Source organism: Pantoea sp. X-Soil-ISGK-275, from assembly GCF_059730795.1.
On the sequence record NZ_AP035976.1, the window covers coordinates 3,700,865 to 3,718,203 of the forward strand.

At 55.7% G+C, this 17,339-nt stretch carries 21 protein-coding genes; 6 read left to right on the forward strand and 15 right to left on the reverse strand.

Annotated features, from left to right (window positions below; genetic code table 11):
• Window positions 1-60: 60 nt before the first annotated feature.
• The 11 genes from AC6I8A_RS17105 to pmbA all read right to left on the reverse strand — a co-directional run bounded on the left by AC6I8A_RS17105 (window position 61) and on the right by pmbA (window position 9,548).
• Window positions 61-1,971: a BglG family transcription antiterminator gene (locus AC6I8A_RS17105; RefSeq protein WP_265298717.1), complete on the reverse strand. Its 1,911-nt coding sequence runs from the start codon at window positions 1,969-1,971 to the stop codon at window positions 61-63.
• 24 nt (window positions 1,972-1,995) lie between these two features.
• On the reverse strand, window positions 1,996-2,733 hold the full coding sequence (dagF, locus tag AC6I8A_RS17110) for a 2-dehydro-3-deoxy-phosphogluconate aldolase (RefSeq protein WP_497818823.1): 738 nt from the start codon (window positions 2,731-2,733) through the stop codon (window positions 1,996-1,998).
• A complete protein-coding gene (locus AC6I8A_RS17115; protein ID WP_455852619.1) occupies window positions 2,730-3,851 on the reverse strand; it encodes a DgaE family pyridoxal phosphate-dependent ammonia lyase in 1,122 nt (373 codons plus the stop codon). The genes dagF and AC6I8A_RS17115 overlap by 4 nt, the downstream gene beginning before the upstream one ends.
• A complete protein-coding gene (locus AC6I8A_RS17120; protein WP_497818824.1) occupies window positions 3,835-4,968 on the reverse strand; it encodes an amidohydrolase/deacetylase family metallohydrolase in 1,134 nt (377 codons plus the stop codon). The genes AC6I8A_RS17115 and AC6I8A_RS17120 overlap by 17 nt, the downstream gene beginning before the upstream one ends.
• A 47-nt stretch (window positions 4,969-5,015) precedes the next feature.
• Window positions 5,016-5,663: a DUF4310 family protein gene (locus AC6I8A_RS17125; RefSeq protein ID WP_008103548.1), complete on the reverse strand. Its 648-nt coding sequence runs from the start codon at window positions 5,661-5,663 to the stop codon at window positions 5,016-5,018.
• A gap of 12 nt (window positions 5,664-5,675) precedes the next feature.
• Window positions 5,676-6,452, reverse strand: coding sequence for a DUF4311 domain-containing protein (locus tag AC6I8A_RS17130; RefSeq protein ID WP_007892190.1), 777 nt, complete (start codon window positions 6,450-6,452; stop codon window positions 5,676-5,678).
• A gap of 27 nt (window positions 6,453-6,479) precedes the next feature.
• Window positions 6,480-6,776: a DUF4312 family protein gene (locus tag AC6I8A_RS17135; protein WP_256697562.1), complete on the reverse strand. Its 297-nt coding sequence runs from the start codon at window positions 6,774-6,776 to the stop codon at window positions 6,480-6,482.
• Window positions 6,777-6,778: 2 nt separating this feature from the next.
• Entirely contained in the window at window positions 6,779-7,135 is a 357-nt protein-coding gene (locus AC6I8A_RS17140; protein ID WP_008103553.1) for an SFCGS family glycine-rich protein, read from the reverse strand.
• Between the two features lie 17 nt (window positions 7,136-7,152).
• A complete protein-coding gene (locus tag AC6I8A_RS17145) occupies window positions 7,153-7,491 on the reverse strand; it encodes a glycine dehydrogenase (protein ID WP_008103555.1) in 339 nt (112 codons plus the stop codon).
• A 253-nt stretch (window positions 7,492-7,744) separates the two neighbouring features.
• A complete protein-coding gene (gene cybC / locus AC6I8A_RS17150) occupies window positions 7,745-8,134 on the reverse strand; it encodes a cytochrome b562 (RefSeq protein ID WP_061720170.1) in 390 nt (129 codons plus the stop codon).
• 73 nt (window positions 8,135-8,207) lie between these two features.
• On the reverse strand, window positions 8,208-9,548 hold the full coding sequence (gene pmbA, locus AC6I8A_RS17155) for a metalloprotease PmbA (protein WP_479486266.1): 1,341 nt from the start codon (window positions 9,546-9,548) through the stop codon (window positions 8,208-8,210).
• Window positions 9,549-9,663: 115 nt separating this feature from the next.
• On the opposite strand from pmbA, the gene yjgA reads away from it, so the two are divergent.
• A complete protein-coding gene (gene yjgA / locus AC6I8A_RS17160) occupies window positions 9,664-10,206 on the forward strand; it encodes a ribosome biogenesis factor YjgA (protein WP_154154971.1) in 543 nt (180 codons plus the stop codon).
• 127 nt (window positions 10,207-10,333) lie between these two features.
• Here yjgA and mpl read toward each other — a convergent pair whose 3' ends face one another.
• The gene (gene mpl, locus AC6I8A_RS17165) at window positions 10,334-11,689 is read right to left on the reverse strand and encodes a UDP-N-acetylmuramate:L-alanyl-gamma-D-glutamyl-meso-diaminopimelate ligase (RefSeq protein WP_256697566.1); all 1,356 of its coding nucleotides are present in this window, start codon (window positions 11,687-11,689) and stop codon (window positions 10,334-10,336) included.
• A 166-nt stretch (window positions 11,690-11,855) separates the two neighbouring features.
• Between mpl and fbp the strand changes: the two genes are divergently transcribed.
• Window positions 11,856-12,863, forward strand: a complete 1,008-nt coding sequence (gene fbp / locus AC6I8A_RS17170) for a class 1 fructose-bisphosphatase (RefSeq protein ID WP_008103565.1) — start codon at window positions 11,856-11,858, stop codon at window positions 12,861-12,863.
• A 26-nt stretch (window positions 12,864-12,889) separates the two neighbouring features.
• Here the strand turns inward: fbp and AC6I8A_RS17175 are convergent, their stop codons facing one another.
• A complete protein-coding gene (locus tag AC6I8A_RS17175) occupies window positions 12,890-13,168 on the reverse strand; it encodes a helix-turn-helix domain-containing protein (protein WP_497818825.1) in 279 nt (92 codons plus the stop codon).
• Between the two features lie 91 nt (window positions 13,169-13,259).
• On the opposite strand from AC6I8A_RS17175, the gene AC6I8A_RS17180 reads away from it, so the two are divergent.
• On the forward strand, window positions 13,260-13,532 hold the full coding sequence (locus AC6I8A_RS17180; RefSeq protein WP_265298695.1) for a helix-turn-helix domain-containing protein: 273 nt from the start codon (window positions 13,260-13,262) through the stop codon (window positions 13,530-13,532).
• A gap of 103 nt (window positions 13,533-13,635) precedes the next feature.
• On the opposite strand, the gene AC6I8A_RS17185 is transcribed toward AC6I8A_RS17180, so the two are convergent.
• Complete coding sequence (locus AC6I8A_RS17185; protein WP_479489153.1) at window positions 13,636-15,198, reverse strand: methyl-accepting chemotaxis protein; 1,563 nt, start codon at window positions 15,196-15,198, stop codon at window positions 13,636-13,638.
• 169 nt (window positions 15,199-15,367) lie between these two features.
• Here AC6I8A_RS17185 and AC6I8A_RS17190 point away from each other — a divergent pair, with 169 nt between their 5' ends.
• The 3 genes from AC6I8A_RS17190 to ppa all read left to right on the forward strand — a co-directional run bounded on the left by AC6I8A_RS17190 (window position 15,368) and on the right by ppa (window position 16,932).
• Window positions 15,368-15,781, forward strand: a complete 414-nt coding sequence (locus AC6I8A_RS17190; protein WP_312179011.1) for a lysozyme inhibitor LprI family protein — start codon at window positions 15,368-15,370, stop codon at window positions 15,779-15,781.
• A 70-nt stretch (window positions 15,782-15,851) separates the two neighbouring features.
• Window positions 15,852-16,301, forward strand: coding sequence for a DUF441 domain-containing protein (locus AC6I8A_RS17195; protein WP_008103576.1), 450 nt, complete (start codon window positions 15,852-15,854; stop codon window positions 16,299-16,301).
• 100 nt (window positions 16,302-16,401) lie between these two features.
• Window positions 16,402-16,932: an inorganic diphosphatase gene (gene ppa / locus AC6I8A_RS17200; RefSeq protein ID WP_007892166.1), complete on the forward strand. Its 531-nt coding sequence runs from the start codon at window positions 16,402-16,404 to the stop codon at window positions 16,930-16,932.
• A 52-nt stretch (window positions 16,933-16,984) separates the two neighbouring features.
• Here ppa and AC6I8A_RS17205 read toward each other — a convergent pair whose 3' ends face one another.
• Window positions 16,985-17,338, reverse strand: a complete 354-nt coding sequence (locus tag AC6I8A_RS17205) for a gamma-glutamylcyclotransferase family protein (protein ID WP_101762883.1) — start codon at window positions 17,336-17,338, stop codon at window positions 16,985-16,987.
• Window position 17,339 lies beyond the last annotated feature (1 nt).

A 17,339-nucleotide genomic window follows, 5' to 3' on the forward strand; every position in this document is an offset into this window, starting at 1 on the left:
CAGCATCTCCTTCCCCCGCAAGCGGGGGAAGGCCGGGATGGGGGACAGCGCGCACAAACCCTACAACCGACTCAAACAATCGATCGCCACCGCTTTAAAACTGACAAAATCCGCGCAATCGCGCAGCCGCGTCATCGCTCTTTCGCGCAGGAAGGTGACGAACAGATCGTAAATCGCCATCGCCTCTTCGTATTCACTCTTGCTGATCGCCAGCAGGAAAATCACCGACGCCGTTTCCTCGCCCCAGCTAACGCCGTGCGGTGCCAGCACCGTGTAGACCACTGTTTTCTGCGCCAGCAAGCCCAGTGAATGTGGCAGCGCGATGCCTTCGCCGAGCAGGGTGCTGACAATTGCTTCACGCTCCTCGACCGACGGATAAAAATCCGCATCGACAAAACCTTCGCTCTCCAACTGATCGCACAGCAGACGGAACAGATCCGACTGCGCCATCGGCTTATCCAGCACCATAAAGTGCTGCGCGTCGAAGTACTTCTCCAGCATGTAAGGGCGCGTGCGATCCACCAGCACCAGCTTGCCGAGCTGCTCCAGCTGGAACTCGGTTGGGAATGGCGACATCACCGCAATCGGCTTGTTCTTCTCACTCAATCGGGCGGTGGAGATGACAAAGTCTTCATCAATATGCTCGCGCAGTTCATAGTCGCGCTGCGACAGTCGCGCCGTGACCACCAGCTGCGGATATTTGCGCAGCAGCAGCGCCTCAATCATGCGCAGCGTGGAGTTGCCGCTGTCGCACACCAGCAGCACCTGCGGATGGCGTTGATAGCCAACGTCGTAATGCCTCTCTAACCCGACGCCGATGTGCAGCACCAGAAAGCCGATCTCGTTCTCACTGATGGTGTAAGGCGTGTATTTACCCCAGCTGGTAACAGCCGCCAGCGTCACATCGTAGGCCATTGGATAGTGCTGCTTAATGTTGCTTAACAGCGGATTGGGGATGTGAATTTGGTAGCGCACCCGCGTGATCATGGTTTTGATATGGGTGAGCAGATCGGCGCGCAGCTGTTCGTCGTGCTGCAGCCGATAGTTGTAATGGGTGTTGATGTAGTTCAGCAGGTAATCGACCAGCGCATCGGCGTCGTCGGCGTTAATGGTGCTGGGTGCCAGCGCCTGAATCTGGCGCGCGGCGATGTTGACCCGCAGCCAGTTCTCTTCCGCCTGTGAAATCGGTTTGCCGACCAGCGGACGCATCAGGTTGATCAGGTCGTGCGCCGCCTCGCGCACTTCATCGCCGACATCTTCCGCACCCGGATCGTTAAGCGGGAAACCTTCACTGATGCGCCGCACCGCCACTGCGCAATAGATTTGCAGATAGCGATCGCCCTCATCGCTGAGGCGAATGGCATGCTGGGCAAAGCACTGTTGCAGCAAAGGTTCAAGCTGGGCCAGAATGCCGCTGTGCAGCGCTTCCACCGTCAGCAGCGGGCTGTCCGGCGTCTCCTGGTCGATCTGCCACAGCAGGTCGGTTAAGCAGGTGCGGATCGCCGCCTCGCTGCCAAACAGCTTCATGCCGTAATGCGGTTTGGTTTCGATATTGAGGTGATAGCGGCCCAGCCATTCGCGAACGATCGCCATATCGCTTTGCAGCGTGGCGCGGCTGACAAACCACTCTTCCGACAGGTCTTCCAGCTTGATCGAATACGCCGCCGTCAGAAAACGCGTCAGCAGATAGCGCACGCGCTCCTGTGAGGTACGCGGCACGCGCAGCGGCGTGGCGCTCTCTTGCTGTAAGCGGCCAAAGCGCGCCGCATCGTCAATTTTGAGTTGATATCCTGCGCCGCGCGCCAGCACAAACTGTGCACCGTGCTGTTCCAGCAGCGCGTTCAGTGCGGTGATATCGGTGCGCACCGTGCGCGTTGAAACGGAAAAGCGGCGTGCCAGCTCATCCTGCGGCAGCGTTTCATTTTGCAGCGCAGCGAAAAGCTGAGTCAGACGCTGATTGGGAAATCTCACGAAGCCTCACCTGTTACTCATTTGTTACAGCAGTTTCTTGCACGTTGCCAGAAGCTGACGCACATCGTCAATGCGCGTGTCGCCGCTTGCACTATCAATAATCGAACTGTAGACGTGCGGGATCACTTTGCTCACGCCTGCGTCGAGCGCAATACGTACAATCTCTTCGAAGTTGTTGAGATCGATGCCGCCGGTGGGTTCCAGCCAGAAGTCGTGACGCGCGCAGGCTTCCACCACCGCACGATACTCATTCACCGCTTTCAGGCCGCCCATCGGGAAGTATTTCACCGAGCTGCCGCCCATGTCCTGCAACATGGCGATGGCGCTGTCGATCGGCACAATCGCTTCGGCGTTCTTTGAGCTGCGCGGTCCGGTGGAGATTTTCACCAGGCCCGGCGTGCCGGTGGGTGAAATCAAACCATTCACCACGGTTTGGTTCTGGCCGAGCAGCGCACGGCTGGTCGCCACGCCGGTGAATACCTGATTGACGTGCTGCGGTTGCAGCACCGCCGAGATCTCACTCACCATCGCCGACTGGTTCGGATCGCCTGCGCCCAAACCCACGGACAGCGCATTGTCGATCAGCGCCGCATACTCGCGCATATCGGCAATGGCGTCTTCATTGCTGGCGTAGTTTTTTGACAGCACGCCCACCAGCACATGGCCTTCAGCCGCCTGCCAGATCTCTTTGGCGTTCTGCTTCGAACCGGCCAGCACGTTAAGGCACAGGCGATCCTGATAGAAGTTCGGGTTCAGACTCATGCGCGTTTTCCTCCGCTGATCAACGCCTGAATAGCGCTAAAGATGATGTGCAGCTGATCGGCGCTGACGCTGCGCACATCGGCTTCGATAATGCCTTCGTTGGCTTTGTAGCCACGGAAATAGATGGCGATGTCGCCGGTTTTCAGCGCCTGCACCAGTTCGCCAGTCGGCCAGCCGGTGACCGCTTCATCAAACTTGATTTCGGCACGCGCAATATCGCGTCCCGCCGCATCCCACACCACGCGCGCGCTGACGCCGTTCAGCGTGTTGAGGTTGTCGATGAAAGGCGTCATGTTGGCCACCATCTCGGCGCCGGTGGTTTTTGGCTGCACCAGATAGTTTTCAATCGCCTGCGTCAGGCCAAGAATGCCCTCTTTACCAACTTTCATCGCGCGGCCAATGCCATTGCTCTGACGTTTCACCCACTCAACGTATTGCGTACGACCGATCACTAAGCCGCTGGTCGGCCCTTCAATCGCCTTGGCACCGCTGTAAATCACCAGATCCGCGCCCATTTGGTAGTAGCACTGTAAATCCTCTTCTGCTGCTGCATCGACGATCAATGGAATGCCGTGTTTGCGCGCCACAACTGCTGCCTGCTCCACGCTGAGATGGCTTTTCTGCACGCAGTGATGCGATTTGATGTACATCAGCGCCGCCGTGGTCGGCGTGATCGCCGCCGCCAGCTGCTCTGGCGAACATTCGTTGCTGTAACCAGCTTCGATCAAACGGCCGCCACCCAGCGCCACCATGCTGCCCACCGGTGCGCCGAAGTTCACGTTATGCCCTTTTGGCACCACGATATCGTGCGGCACGCTGAGCGGCGCGGCGTGCAAATTCTCCAGCAGCCAGTCGTTATCTTTCACAATCACCGCCGCCACGCTCTGCGCAATGCCCGCCGAGGCGCAGGACACTACCACCGCGCTTTCCACGTCCAGCAGTTTGGCAATGTAAGCGCCGGTCTTGTTGACCAGATCTTTCATCTCGAAGTAGTGATTCAGACCGTAGCTGACGGTATCCACCACATCCGCAGACGGCGTAGAAACACCGAGAATGGTCATGCGGCCCGAGGCGTTGATGACCTGCTTCAGGTCATATTTTTCATAAATCGAAGACATGATTCGTTTTCCCTTCATCAGTCAGATGCCAGTGACCGGCGATAACCACGGCCTGCGGCAAAATGTGTTGCTGACCCAAAACCTGTTCGCCTTCAGCATCGACGAACGGGCGGGCTTCCTCTTTGACGGTAAAAATGGTCAGGTCGGCGTCATAACCGGCGGTTAAGCGCCCTTTGCCCGCCAGACGCAGGCCTGCAGCGGCATTAACGGTGACGCACTCGATGATTTGCGGCAGCGTCATGCCAATGCTGAAGAATTTCGACATCACGTGCGCCAGGCTATGTACCGGGCCATTGATGCGGTTACGGCAGTAAATGTCGGAGCTGATGGTGTCGGGCAGAATGCCCTGCGCGATCGCCTGACGCGCCACCTCAAAACTGAAGCTGGCGCCGCCGTGGCCGATATCCAGCTTCACGCCGCGTGCGATGGCATTTTTCACCGCCGCTTTCAGCTCGCCCTGCGGCGACAAGATACGATTCGGCTTGCCGTTAAAGCAGTGCGTAATGATGTCGCCGGAGGTCAGCAGATCGGCGATCTCTTCCAGCACCGGCGGGTTGTTGCCGATGTGCACCATCAGCGGCAAATTGCCGGCTGCCTGCTGAATCGCCTTGGCCCGCACCAGCGGCTGAATGCCGTTCTCGCCCACCACGCTGCTGCTCATGCGCGCTTTCAGGCCGACGATAAAGTCCGGACGGCGCTTCACCGCCTGCACCACCGCATCGCTATCGATCTGCGCCATATCGGCCAGCTCGTTTTGCGTCACAATGCCGGTGCGCGAGATGTTGATCAGCGCGCGCACTTCGGTGGTGGCCGAGCGCGTGAGCTGATAAAAGTCGTCGATGTCATCAGCGCCGGTGCTGCCAGCATCCACCACCGTGGTGACGCCTTGCGCCATGCCAATGGTGTCGGCGTCGTCGTGATAAATTGGGGATTTGGGATAACAGTGCACGTGGCTGTCAATCCAGCCAGCGCTCACGTAGTAACGTCCCGCAAGATCGCGCTCCTGCTGTGCCGGGCCGCTCACCTCGCCGACGGCGGCGATTTTGCCGTGCTGAATGGCAATATCCACCAGCTGTTCGTCGCACAAACGTGCGCAGCGCAAAATCAGATCAAACATGCTTACTCCTTACGTGTAGGGTCGCCATTCATGGCGACCGTCCAACATCAGAGAGAAATTGGGAACATCGCACCCAACACCATCGCGCCTAAAATCGCGCCGCCGGTGATCGGCTTATTCCACAGGTAGAACAGCAGCGCACCCACCAGCGAACCGAGACCAATCGGAATCGACGCAGCCATGGCCGACAAGATAATCAACGGTCCAAGGAAACGGCCCGATGCGTTACCCGCGCCCATCATTACGTCTGCGCCGTAGGTTGAGTCGCTCTGATTGATGGTGAACTTACGCGCCAGGATGATCAGATAACCAATCGCTAAACCCACCACCAAACCGGTGGCCAGTGAAGCGGCGAAGTTGGCGACCGGGAACACGATGCCCGCACCGAGCAGCAGCGCAGGTACGCCAAGGCCAACGCCGGTCTGGATCGCGCCGCCGATATCGAGAATTCCCACCAGCGAACCTTCGATAATGCGCGCGAACAGGAAGCTGGCACCGAATGCCGCCACCGCGCCGTATACGCCGGTTTCCATACCGGAACGCAGCATCGAGACAAACGCCACTTCGTTAAAAGCACCAATGCCGTAGAGGTAATACATGTGCGTACCGGCAAACACGCCGGACGAGAGCAGGCCAACAAAAATCGGGAAAGACCAGTCGGCGTACCAGAACCCTTTGTTTTCGGTTTCGTTCATGCTGATGGCTCCTTATTTGCCGCTGACGCTGTTGTGGATCATATCCAGCCAGCCCGGAATACCCAGCTGGAAGGATTGCAGCAGTTTCATGTCGAAACCGCGGAAGAAGCCGCTCAAAGCAAACAGCAGCACGATGGCGAACATCATCACTTTGGTGACTTTGTTCCAGCCGCTCTCTTCCACACCTTTACCGATCAGGATCCCCAGCACCAAACCCGGTACGGCGTTGCCCATGATCAGCTGCGCCAGGCCGCCGAAGATGGTGGCCCAGAAGCCGGATTTCTTACCGGCATCAATCGCTGCCAGCCAGAAGATCACTGGCATCACGGTGTTCACCAGCAGGTTCGCTGCCGGCACCAGCACTTTCACTGCGGTGACCTGCAAGGCCGCCGGAACGGCAGATGCGGTGCTGTTAAGGAAGGCCACCACAATCATGCCGATGATGCCGCAGGCAATCGCCATGCGTTTCGGATTGTGCAGCGTTTCCGCCACGTTGCGGTTTTTCACCATCAATGCCGCCGCGCCCCAGTTCGGCAAAATGCGGTGATCGACGTCCTGCGTGAAAGAACCCGCTGCAACGGATGATGCCCAGGCGTTAAAGAAGAAGCCGAGACCAAAGGAGAAGTGCGATGCGGGATCGCCTTCGCAGGAATTGAGTTCACCCAAGGTACGGAATGCGCCCATACCTTGCGTGGTCGGTGCGTGGAACATGCGCGCTGCGCCCGCTCCTACCCCGACGCCAACCAATCCACCAATGATTAACGACTTAAACAAAATGATTAAAAACATGTCGTCGTACCCTTGTTGTCGTTTTTATTACGTCGCTATGAAGTCCACCTTGTCGGTGTCGATCACAGTGACGCTGACGGTAATGTCCAGCTCAACGCTGTAATTCCGTCGCTCACGCGCGAGGAAGAAGAACAAGAATTTTTCCTTGCGCACGCTCTCCTGCGCGCGCAGCACCCGCACATCCATGGGTTCAATGCGCAACAGAATCTTTTGGCTGGTGCGCAGCACTTGCTGCTGCACCTTGCTCAGCGCATCGGCAAAGGCTTTTGCTTTACTGTCGCCTTTGCCCTGCACCGTTACCTGCGTCTCGTATTGCTGTTTCATACTTAGCTGCCGTGTTTTTTAGTCCAGGCCTGCACCAGACGCTCACCCAGCTCTTCTTTATCCATAAAGCCGAAGCCCAGCACGGTGGCACCTTCATTGATGGCGGTCACGCCTTCGTCAATCGAACGCATGCCGTGCTTGGCTTTGTAGCCATATTTGTTCTGCGCGGTAATCGCACCGGCGCCGCCGCTGCCGCAGAAGGAGATGCCGAAGTCAGCGTTTTCCGCTTTCATTACATCGCCCAACTTCATGTCGGCTGCCACGCCCGGCACCACCACCGCACGACCACCGGCTTTCTCGATGCCCGCAGCCACTTTCTGACCTTTACCCAGACGATCGCCAATCACTACAGTTACCATGTTGAATTCCTTAAAATTTAAGCTTCGTTTGCACGTGCAACTTCGATATGTACGGATAACAGCCAGGCTTCCTCTTTGGGCAGATTGCCAAACAGATCAACCACCTGCTGCGCCAGCGCCATGGTTTCCGGCGAGATATCTTCAAACAGCTCAGCTTCTACCTCCGGCAGCGCTTCGCCCGTCAGGGAGCGCGATGCCATCGCCCGGACATGCGAAGCCAGCATCTGCTGCTGCACGGCGTTGGCTTCGATGTGATGCGCGGCGTAGATCGCTGCAATTTGGCTTAACACCTTATCCGCCAGCGCCTGGATCGCTTCCGGCGTGCTCTGTTTCAGCGGGACAGCTTCACTCCTCACCTTGTTACTCCTGTTTACAGCGGACAATTACAGATAATTCGCGTTGAAAAGAAATTACGCTTTCCGCTGCAGGCTGTTGAGACGCATCTTTTCCACCTCAAAGTGGAAATCCCACGGGCGAGTGTGCGCCAGATCTCAGGACGCACGAAGTGTGCGAAACCGGTCACAAAATGCGAGAAATGATGGATTTACGTGGAGTAAAGCGGTGAGAAGGCAAGAAGGAATAAGGCCAGCCGCAGGGCTGGCCGGTTTATCAGCGGAATTTCTTATGGTTGGCGTTGCGAATATCTTCCAGTTTCTTCGCTTCAGCCTTGGCTTCGTCCAGCTTGTTGGCTTGCGCCAGCTGATCGACCACATCGATCTGGGCAATCAGCGAATCCAGACCGGCGTGATAATCCTTGATCTGCGCGCTATCGGCCGCCTGGCCTTCCAGTTTTTCCGGCGTGGATTGCTTAGCATCCGTCGCCGCCTGACGCATTTTGCCCAACGCAGTATGCATTTCCTGCGCGTCGGAGGTTTTCTTCACCACGCTCAGACCATCTTTAAGCGCATCCATATCTTTTTCTAAATCGGCCGCAAACACGCTAGCCGAGGAGAACAACAGCGATAACGACAACACTGCAATCACATGCTTATTACGCATTGGTATTTCCTTTTATTATTGTCGGGCCAAAAAAAAAGCAGCCTTGCGGGCTGCTTTCAGAAAGCGATGACTCTTATTGTCCGGCGATTTTCATCTCCGGCAGCAGCACCGAACCGCATTGTATATTGCTGCGGGTTTCAATGTCGTTACCGACGGTTACCATATTGAGCCACATATCCTTGAGGTTGCCAGCGATTGTGATCTCGCTCACAGGATATTGAATCTCACCGTTTTCCACCCAGAAACCGGATGCGCCGCGTGAATAGTCGCCGGTCATACCGTTGATGCTGGAGCCCATCATCTCGGTTACCACTAAACCGGTGCCCATCTGCTTCAGCATGCCGTCAAAGCTTTGGCCCTGACCGGCAATACGCCAGTTGTGGATGCCGCCCGCGTGGCCGGTGCTCTGCAAACCCAACTTGCGCGCCGAATAGCTGGTTAACAGCCAGTTCTGCAGCACGCCATCTTTGATGATGTCACGCGATTGGGTGCGCACGCCTTCGCTGTCGAACGGCGTAGATGCCAATCCTTTCAGCAGGTGCGGATGCTCTTCAATGGTCAGCCATTCCGGAAGAATTTGCTTACCGAGCGAATCGAGCAGGAAGGTCGATTTGCGGTACACGCTGCTGCCGCTGATCATGCCAACCAGATGGCCAAACAAACCGGTTGCCACTTCCGGCGCGAAGATCACCGGCGCTTTCATGGTCGAGAGCTTGCGCGGTGCCAGACGCGACAGCGTGCGGCGGGCGCACTCGGCTCCAACCCATTCCGGGCTTTTCAGATCGTCAAATGAGCGGCCAATGGTGTACGCGTAATCGCGTTCCATGTTGCCATCTTGCTCGGCAATCACACAGCTGGAGAGCGAATGGCGGCTTGAGCAGTAGCTCTGCAACATGCCGTGGCTGTTGCCGAACACTTTGATGCCAACGTGGCTGTTGAAGCTGCCGCCTTCGGTATTGGTGATGCGCTTGTCAGCTTGTAATGAAGCCTGTTCCGCCTGAGCGGCCAGTTCGATAGCGCGATCGGCATCGATCTCCCACGGATGGTAGAGATCGAGATCCGGCGCTTCAAACGCCAGCAGCTCGGGATCGGCCGGTGCGCCGAACGGATCCACCGAGGTGTAGCGCGCGATGTCGATCGCCGCCTGCACGGTGCGTTTGATCGCATCCGGGCTGAGATCGGTGGAGGAGGCGCTGCCTTTACGGTTTTGATGGTAGACGGTAATGCCGAGCGCACCATCGCTGTTGAATTCGACGTTTTCCACTTCGCCATAGCGGGTACTGACGCCGATGCCGGTGGTTTTCGTGACCGCCACTTCAGCACCATCGGTGCTGGCTTTTGCCAGTTCCAACGCCTGCGCGACAGCCTGTTCCAACACTTTACGTTGTTCTGCAACCTGAGTAGATACGTTCATCGACCTGCCGTCTAATCTTAAGTATGAATTGTTTGAGTCTATCAGACTCAGAGAACAATTTCGCAGTCGCCCGATAAACTGGTAGGATTAGCCTCTTTTTTTTGGGAGCCAAGAGATGACAAAGCAGCCCGATGACTGGCTCGACGATGTGCCGGATAATAATGACGAAGAAGACGAAGAGATTATCTGGGTCAGCAAAAGCGAAATTAAACGCGATGCCGAAGAGCTGAAACGCCTTGGCGCCGAGTTAGTTGATCTGGGGAAAAATTCCCTCGACAAGATTCCACTCGACGAACAACTGCGCGACGCGATTGAACTGGCGCAGCGCATCAAGAAAGAAGGCCGCCGCCGTCAGCTGCAGCTGATTGGTAAAATGCTGCGTGCCCGCGATGAAGATCCGATTCGCCAGGCGCTGGATAAGCTGAAGAACCGCCACAACCAGCAGGTTGCGCTGTTCCATAAGCTGGAGATGTTGCGCGATCGTTTGATCGAGCAAGGTGATGACGCGGTCGCAGAGGTGTTTAACCTCTATCCGCACGCCGATCGTCAGCAACTGCGCAGCATGATCCGCAATGCGCAGAAAGAGAAAGCCACCAATAAGCCACCAAAATCTGCCCGCCAGATTTTCCAGTATCTGCGCGAGCTGGCAGAAGCTTAAGACCGCTGCGGTTTTCCCCTCATCCCAACCTTCTCCCGCAAGCGGGAGAAGGGGCCGACTGAGCACCGCCTAAACATTCCCTCTCCCGCATGCGGGAGAGGGCTAGGGTGAGGGGAAAACCGCTAAATCACCGCCCTAACCGATCCAGCAATTTCTGGTGAATACCACCAAACCCGCCGTTACTCATCACCAGAATCGAATCGCCTGGCTGGGCTTTCTTCGCCACCATTTCCACCAGCGTATCGATATCCGCGCTCCACTGCGCCGGCTGGATGCACGCCTCGGCCACATCGGAAACCTGCCACGGAATATGGTGCGGCTGGAACAGGAACACTTCATCGGCGCGACCCAGCGATGGTGCTAACTCGTTCTTGCTCACGCCCATCTTCATGGTATTTGAACGCGGTTCCAGCACCGCCAGAATGCGTGCCGTGCCGCCCACTTTGCTGCGCAGCGCCGCCAGCGTGGCGAGAATCGCCGTCGGATGGTGAGCAAAATCGTCGTACACCTTGATGGCGTTCACTTCACCACGCAGTTCGAGACGACGACGGGCATTAATGAAGCTGCTCAGCGCTTCACCCGCATCCACCGGTTTCACTCCAACATGACGCGCCGCTGCAATCGCCATCAGGCCATTGTGCATGTTGTGCTCGCCCACCAGCGCCCAATTCACTTCGCCGACTTTCTCGCCGTCGAGCCAGATCTCCCAATGTGACGAGTCCGGCGTCAGCTTTTTCGCCTGCCAGTGACCGTTATCGCCGACGGTTTCCTGCTCGCTCCAGCAGCCCATCGCCATCACTTGCTTGATGTTGTTGTCGTGCTCCGGCAGCAGGATCTTGCCCTGGCCCGGCACGATGCGGATCAAGTGATGGAACTGCTTTTGGATAGCGCGCAGATCGTCAAAGATATCCGCGTGATCGAATTCGAGGTTGTTGAGGATCAGCGTGCGCGGGCAGTAATGCACAAACTTGGAACGCTTGTCGAAGAACGCGCTGTCGTACTCATCCGCTTCGATGACGAAGAATGGACTTTTTCCTAATTTTGCCGAAACCTCGAAGTTTCCTGGTACACCACCGATGATAAAGCCCGGTTCCAGGCCGCAGGCCTCGAGAATCCACGCTGCCATGCCGGCTGTGGTGGTTTTGCCGTGGGTTCCCGCCACCGCCAGCACCCAACGATCGCGCAGCACGAAATCGTGCAACCATTGCGGGCCAGAGAGGTAAGGAATGTTGCGTTCCAGTACCGCTTCCACACAAGGATTGCCGCGCGTCATCGCGTTACCAATGATAACCAGATCCGGTTGCGGATCTAGCTGGCTGGCATCGTAACCTTCTGTCAATTCAATGCCTTGCTGCTCCAGCAACGTGCTCATCGGCGGATAGACATTGGCGTCTGAGCCGGTAACGTCATGTCCCAGCGAGCGTGCCAGCATCGCCAGTCCACCCATGAAAGTGCCACAAATCCCGAGGATGTGAATACGCATAAAGAGATCCATTACTCAAAAGTTCGGCGCACAGTGTAACGCCGAGTTGAGAGGGAAGAAACGGATTAGGACTATGGTTTTTAAAGTTCAATCGGCTAAACTGCGCTCATACGTTGGTAGCTTGTTACAGCTGCTGCCACTCCATCGTAGATGCAGGGAATGTGTTATGAAAACGTTAGGCGAATTCATCGTCGAGAAGCAACACGACTTTCCACACGCCACAGGTGAACTGACGGCGCTGATTTCTTCCATTAAGCTTGGCGCTAAAATTATCCACCGCGACATCAACAAAGCGGGTCTGGTGGATATTCTGGGTGCCAGCGGCGTGGAAAACGTGCAGGGTGAGCAGCAGATGAAGCTTGATCTGTTTGCCAACGAAAAGCTGAAAGCCGCCCTGAAAGCACGCGGCGTGGTGGCCGGTATCGCGTCGGAAGAAGAAGACGAGTTCGTCATCTTTGAAGGCTCCGAGAATGGCAAATACGTTGTATTAATGGATCCGCTGGACGGTTCTTCAAACATCGACGTTAACGTTTCCGTCGGCACCATTTTCTCTATCTACCATCGCATCAGCGAGCCGGGCACGCCAATCACCGAAGCCGACTTCATGCAGCCGGGTAACAAGCAGGTTGCGGCGGGCTACGTGGTGTACGGTTCTTCCACCATGATGGTTTACACCACCGGCGTGGGCGTGCATGCGTTTACTTACGATCCGTCGCTCGGCGTATTCTGCCTGAGCCACGAGCGCATGACCTTCCCGGAGAAGGGTTACACCTACTCGATCAACGAAGGTAACTACATTCGCTTCCCGCAGGGCGTGAAGAAATACCTGAAGTTCTGTCAGGAAGAAGATATCGCCACCAAGCGCCCGTATACCTCGCGCTACATTGGTTCACTGGTGGCCGATTTCCACCGTAACCTGCTGAAAGGCGGCATCTACCTTTACCCCAGCACCGCAAGCCATCCGAAAGGTAAGCTGCGTCTGCTGTACGAATGCAACCCAATGGCCTTCCTGGCGGAGCAAGCGGGCGGTAAAGCCAGCGATGGTGCTAATCGCATCCTCGACATCCAGCCAGAAACGCTGCATCAGCGCTGCCCGTTCTTCTGCGGCAACGACGCGATGGTGGGCGACGTTGAACGCTTCATCCGTGAATATCCGGACGACCATTCAGCGTAATTTTTTCCCGCTGTAGCAAGCCCGCCTTAGTGCGGGCTTTTTGTATTCATATTTCTGATTTTTGCCTGGCGATCAATTAACGCGCCATCTTCCGCATAATAACGACTAGGCCAAATTTCTGCGGGCGAAATACCAATCGCATCGGCAATTAATAATTCCCCTTTTGGCCACGGCCGCACTAATGCATTGGCGAGCGTGGTTGAACATAATCCAGATTGCCGCGACACCGCCGCCATTGACGTTCCTTTCTTTCGCAGAGCAGCAATAATATCGGCAGGATGCCAGTCTTGTTTTGCATTATTCACGTAACTCTCCTTAGTCCGCTTATCTGTTCTATTTACGATACTACGTTACTCGTAGTATCTGACAAGCAGTAAATCTACGATTCTCGTAGCCATGAAATCGACCTCCTCTCTCCAGCTAACCTTCCAAAGACGCTTGAAACAAGCGCGTCTGGCTAAAGGTTTGTCGCAAAAAGGATTGGGGATTGCAGCGGGGATCGATGAGTTTGTTGCCAGCACGCGAATTAATCGTTACGAGAATGGAATTCATCAGGTTGATTTGGATACAGCCCAGCGATTGGCGGACGTATTAGAAATACCCGCCGCTTATTTTTACGCGGAAGATGATGCGCTCGCCGAAATCATTCGCACGCATAAAACTAATTAAATTCCAGCTTAATGATTCGCTACGTCTAAATACGTGCGGCGATAAATTAATTATTGGGTCGCTATTTATCGCGACCCAACTTATTTCACGCCTGTTAACTTTATTACGCCGCAGACACGCGGAATTGCGCCATCGAATCCTGCAACTGCTGCGACTGCGCTTCCAGCGATTGGGTTGCGGCGCTGGCTTCTTCGACTAACGCGGCGTTCTGCTGTGCAGCTTCATCCATCTGCGTTACCGCCTGATTCACCTGTTCGATACCGCGACTCTGCTCTTCCGAGGCGATAGAGATCTCTTTCATCAACGTGGTGACACGCATCACTTCGCTGGAGATCTCATCCATGGTTTCACCGGCGCGCGTGGCCATATCGCTGCCCTCTTGCACCCGCGTCTGCGATTCCGCGATCAGCTCGCGGATCTCTTTGGCGGCGGTAGCGCTGCGTCCGGCCAGCGTGCGTACTTCATTAGCGACCACGGCGAAGCCGCGCCCTTGCTCACCGGCACGCGCGGCTTCGACCGCGGCGTTCAGCGCCAGAATGTTGGTCTGGAAAGCAATGCCATCAATCACGCTGAGAATGTCGCCGATGCGATTGGAGCTTTGAGTGATCTCCTGCATCTTCTCCATCACGTAGCCGACCACTTCGGCACCACGATCGGCGCTGTCGGAGACATTGCTGGCAAGCTGATTGGCCTCTTTGGCATTGCTGGCATTGAGACGTACCGTCGCAGTAAGTTGCTCCATGCTGGCGGCGGTTTGCTCCAGCGAGGCGGCTGACTCTTCGGTACGCTGGGAAAGATGCACGGTGCCCGCCGCTAATTCGCGGCTGCCCACATCAATCTGCAAGCTGGCTTCACGCACCTGACTGACCGAGCTGCTGAGCGCCAGCTGCATATTTGCCAGCGCCTGATTGAGACGGCCTAACTCATTCTTCCCGGCGGCCGGCAGCGGCTGTGATAAATCGCCCGCCGCAATTTGCTCCAGATGCAGAATTGCACCATCGAGTGGACGCAGCAGCAGACGACGCAGCAGTTGCCAGGCCAGCACAATCAGCAGCAAGGTCAGCACCATGGAAACGCCAATCAGAATCTTCAGCTGCAGCTCATCATGCGCGGCCTGCGCCAGGCGCGCTGCCGAAACGTCATTGGCGTAGACGCTAAAATCATTCACCGCTTTCGAGTAATTGGCTGCCAGCGCCGACTGTTTGCCTTCCAGCACCTGATAATATTCATCGGTGTACTGCTTTTTCAGGGCATCAATCATCGGTGTGATGCCCTCTTTCTCGTACGCGTTATAGGTCGCGACGACGGCGTCAGCCAGGGTTTTGCCGTGAGCGGTGACCGTGCCGGCCTCCACAAAGGCCTGCAAATACTTATGAGAACTTTCTACTGCCGCTTGGGTTTGTTTGGTGACAACATCGCCGTCATCCAGTAAACCAATTTCAATTTTACGCACCGCCAATGCGGCGCTAGCACGCGCGCGCATCAGTTCGGAACGACTTTGATACAAGGCATTGAGCTCAATCCCCTGTATGCGGTTGAGCGCATCCAGTGATTGATTGCCTGCGTTGATGGCCGAGATGCCCATCGCGCTGACTGCCAGCAGCAGCAGCGTCATAAAAGCCAAAAGCGTGAGTAATGCTGTACGAATTGATAGCTGTTTGAACATGATTATCCCCGTTTGCAAGAAAAGGCAGAAATCCGCTGGCCCTAAAACGGAAAGATTATCGGCCGTTGATCGCAGAAACTTTATCCATTGTTGATGGTCAATTGGCTGACGATCACCCAGACTTCATTTTTACTGAACTCTGCCCCAGCAAAATTTAAGGAATGAAACGATGAAAAAATGGCTCCCGATGGCGTGTTTGTTGGTCAGTGGTTTTGCTGCAGCACAACAAAACCCTATCGATCAGCAGCTCGATCAGTGTCTGAAAGAGGAATCCAGCACCGCCGGTATGTCTCAATGCTACGGCACGGCCAATAAAGCCTGGGATAAAGAGATGAACGCGCAATACACCCAAGCGATGAAAAAATTAACCGGCGCGCCTAAAGACAAATTGCGCAACGCCCAGCGCGCGTGGCTGACTTATCGCGACAGCTGGCTGGATGCCAGCCGCAGCTATTTTGTTAGCAGTCAGGGCACGATGGCCGCGCTGTCGGTTGGTGCGCAGGGCGTGAGTCTGGTGCGCAATCAGGCGCTGATGTTGCAATCAATTAACAAAGGCAGTTGCGCCAACCCCGACGATTGTTGATTAATGTAAGCGTTTAATACGCTTAGCGCTGGCATCGGCCAACGCGCCCATTCATCTGCAGGGAGAAACCATGGCTGCTTATGCCTCCACCATCATTCTTGTTTGCCTCGCCGTCCTCAGCTATTTCGTTCATAACAGCGCCGTTACCATTTCGATTCTGATCCTGCTGGCGATTAAGCTCACTCCGCTGTCGCAATTCTTTCCCTATGTGGAAAAACAGGGCATTCAGATTGGCATCATCATCCTCACCGTTGCGGTGATGGCGCCGCTGGCCAGCGGCACGCTGCCTGCTTCTTCGCTGTTGAAATCGTTCGCCAACTGGCAATCGATTATCGCGATTGTGGTGGGCGTTTTTGTCGCCTGGCTGGGCGGGCGCGGCGTGAACTTTATGAGCGTGCAGCCGTCGGTGATTGGTGGGCTGTTGATTGGTACGGTGATTGGCGTGGCCTTCTTCCGTGGTGTGCCGGTCGGACCACTGATTGCTGCGGGGATCGTCTCGCTGTTTGTCACCGCGAAGTAGCGCCTTGGAGCATTCCGAAACGCCAAAAAGGGGGCATACTTTCAGAGTCAGTTGGCTATAATAGCCGTCACTCAACATATGACTAATGAAGGAAAGCCAGATGAGTTTGAACCAGGTGCCTGCAGGTAAAGAGTTGCCAGAAGATATCTACGTTGTCATTGAGATCCCGGCTAATGCCGATCCGATCAAATATGAAGTCGACAAAGAGTCTGGCGCCCTGTTTGTAGACCGTTTCATGTCTACCGCCATGTTCTATCCGTGCAACTACGGTTACATCAACCACACGCTGTCTCTGGATGGTGATCCGGTTGACGTGCTGGTGCCAACCCCGTATCCGCTGGTGCCGGGCTCAGTGATTCGCTGCCGTCCCGTTGGCGTGCTGAAAATGACCGACGAGTCTGGCGAAGATGCCAAACTGGTTGCGGTTCCGCACACCAAGCTGAGCAAAGAGTACGATCACATCAAAGATGTGAACGACCTGCCAGAACTGCTGAAAGCGCAGATCACCCACTTCTTCGAGCACTACAAAGATCTGGAAAAAGGCAAATGGGTGAAGGTTGACGGCTGGGACAACGCAGAAGCGGCCAAAGCTGAAATCATCGCCTCTTACGAGCGCGCGCAGAAGAAATAAGCCTCTTTCTGCCATGCATAAAAAAACACCGTCCAATGGACGGTGTTTTTATTTATGCCTCTGTTTCGCCATCTCGCCTTAACCAGTCACCGCTCGCGATATGCGTGCGACCCGCGACTGAGCGCTGATAGACATACAGCCAGGCACTGCCGTAAGGCGTCTGAATAAGCTGGCGTTTGTATTCGCCATTTTTGGTGCGCAAGGCATCAAGTTCGCCGAGCGTGCTGGCGTCAATGCGATACACCTCGCAATAGACGCTGCCTTCTCCTTCCACCACGCCCGGATAGTGACCCAGATTGTAGAGATCAAACCCCACAATCTGATGGTCGCCGAGCCACTGCGCATTCGTCATCCAATGACTGTTTCCCTGTTTGCGCCGTAAACTGCCATAGACAATTATTCGCATT